We start from the raw sequence: 2,642 nt of genomic DNA, 5'->3' as shown, positions 1-2,642 counted from the left end.
TCCCCCTCGTCGACATCGGCCGCGTCGTCGGCCGGCGCGGCTTTCGAACCCGCCCCGGCTTGACGCCGCCGCATCACCCGGCGGTTGTGGTTCTGCACCAGTTCGGTGCGTTCCCGCAGCGTGACCAGCAGCGGTGTGGCCAGATAAATCGACGAGTAGGTGCCCACGACAACGCCGACCAACTGCACCAGCGCCAGGTCCTGGAGCGTTCCCACCCCCAGCAGCCACACCGCGACCACCATCAGCGACATGATCGGCAGCGCCGAGATCAGGCTGGTGTTGATCGACCGCATGAAGGTCTGGTTGACCGCCAGGTTGGCCTCTTCGGCGAAGGTGCGCCGGGTTTTGTGCTCGAAGCCGTGGGTGTTCTCCTCGACCTTGTCGAACACGATGACGGTGTCGTAGATGGAGAACCCGAGGATGGTCAACAAGCCGATCACGGTGGCGGGCGTGACCTCGAACCCGACCAGCGAATACACCCCGGCGGTGACAACGACGTCGAAGATCATCGAGATCATCGCCGCCAGGGTCATGTACCACTCGTAGCGCACGGTGATGTAGAGCGACGCCAGCAGCAGGAACACCACCAGCGCGATCACGGCCTTCTGGGTGATCTGCCCACCCCAGGTCTCCGACACCGCCGAGTCGCTGATCGCCAGCTTGCTGGGTTGCCCGTCGGGGCCGACCGGCTGGAACGCGTCGAACAGTGCGTCGCGCAGCTTATCGGTCTGCTCGTTGGTCAGCGTCTCGGCGCGGACCTGCACCGTCGCCGAGCTGCCGTTGCCGACCACGACCACCGATTCAGGACTGTTGCCGACGGTGTCGCGGAACACCTGCTCGACCTGGGTGACCGAGGTGTCGCCGCGCGGGAACGACACCTTGGTGCCGCCGGCGAAGTCGATGCCGAAGGTGAAGCCGCGGATCAAGATACTCAGGATCGCGATCGCGACCATCGCGCCGCTGATCGCGTACCACATCCGCCGCTTACCGATGACCTCGAACGCGCCGGTGCCGGTGTAGAGCCGCGACAGGAAGCCGTGTTGCGGCGGCCGCGGGGCGCCGGTGGGCTTGCGGGCCGTCTCCTCCACGGCGGTGCCGGTCTCGGTGAGTTCGACCGCGCCTGCCTCGCCTTTCGCGGCCTTCGTGGCGCTCTTCGTGCCGCTGCTGGTGCTCGGTTTGGCCATCTGGCTATCCCTGTCCCGTCGACTGGGCGCTCACCCGCGCGCCCGTTTTGGCTGCGGGTCTGCCACCCGATCTCGCCACCGCCCGCCGCTCACGTGCGACCTGCTGCACCGCGCCGAGGCCGTTGTAGCTCGGCTTGGCCAGCGTCGACGACTTGGACGCCAGATAGACCAGCGGCCAGGTCACCAGGAACACCACCACCAGGTCGAGGATGGTGGTCAGCCCCAGCGTGAACGCGAAGCCCTTCACCTGGCCGACCGCCAGGAAGTACAGCACCGCCGCGGCCAGGAAGGTCACCGCGTTGCCCGACACGATGGTCTTGCGGGCCCGGGTCCATCCGCGTGGCACCGCGGAGCGGAAGGACCGGCCTTCCCGGATCTCGTCCTTGATGCGTTCGAAGAACACCACGAAGGAGTCGGCGGTGGTGCCGATACCGATGATCAGACCGGCGATGCCGGCCAGGTCGAGCGTGTAGTTGATGTATCTGCCCAATAGCACCAGGATCGCGTAGACCATGGCGCCGGCGACCACCAGCGATAGCGCGGTGAGCACCCCGAGCACCCGGTAGTAGAGCAGCGAATACACCAGCACCAGCAGCAGGCCGATCGCGCCGGCGATCAGGCCGGCCCGCAGCGACGTCATTCCCAGTGTGGCCGAGACGGTTTCGGCTTCCGAGGACTCGAACGACAGCGGCAGGGAACCGTACTTCAACACGTTGGCCAACTGGCGCGCCTCGTCCTGAGTGAACCCCGGTGAGCCGCCGGTGATCTGGGTCCGACCGCCGGGAATGGCCTCCTGGATCTGCGGTGCGCTGACCACCTGCGAGTCCAGCGTGAACGCGGTCTGGGTGCCGATGTGGGCCGCGGTGTAGTCGGCCCAGACGTCGGCCGCGCCGTTCTTGAACTGCACCTGCACGATGTTGGCGCCGCTGCGCTGGTCCATGCCCGAGCTGGCGTCGGCGATCTGGTCACCGCTGATGATCGACGGCGCCAGCAGGTAGGCGGTCTGATGGTCCTGGGAGCAGGTCACCAGCGGCAGGTCCGGGTCGTCGTTGCCGGCCAGGATGTCTTCCTTGTCGCACCGGCTGGCCTGGATCTGCAGCGCCAGCGCCTGCACCACCTTGTTGTCGCTTTGCCGCAACCGCTTCTCGGCGGCGATGCGAGCCGCCAGGCCCTGCGGCTGGCCGGGCTGGCCTGGTACGCCCGGCAGACCGGGCAGACCGGGCAGGCCCGGCAGTTGGGCACCCGGGACGGGCGGCTGGGCCGGTGCGCCCGGTTGTGTGGGCGCCGGGGCCTCGGAGACGCCCGGCGTAGTGGTCTCGGTGGCGTCCTCCGGTTCGGGGCTCTCCGAGGTGGTGCCCGGAGCGGGAGCCGGTTCCTGCGGATAGGGCCGCGGCTGAGCCGGCGGGAACAGCGGTTGCTGAAGGGGGCCGCCGTTGCCGCCCAGGGCACCCTCGCCGC

2 protein-coding genes are annotated in these 2,642 nt (G+C 68.2%); both read right to left on the bottom strand.

Annotated elements, in window-relative coordinates:
- Positions 1-1,184, bottom strand: a 1,184-nt coding sequence (gene secF / locus DQP56_RS23780) for a protein translocase subunit SecF (RefSeq protein ID WP_112689520.1), incomplete at its 3' end; no start/stop codon positions are given.
- Positions 1,185-1,188: 4 nt separating this feature from the next.
- On the bottom strand, positions 1,189-2,642 hold a 1,454-nt coding region (secD, locus tag DQP56_RS23775; RefSeq protein ID WP_234825806.1), incomplete at its 5' end, for a protein translocase subunit SecD.

Source organism: Mycolicibacter senuensis, from assembly GCF_003284925.1.
GTDB classification, from domain to species: Bacteria; Actinomycetota; Actinomycetes; order Mycobacteriales; family Mycobacteriaceae; genus Mycobacterium; species Mycobacterium algericum_A.
This window is presented reverse-complemented; position numbering and strand designations above follow the sequence as displayed.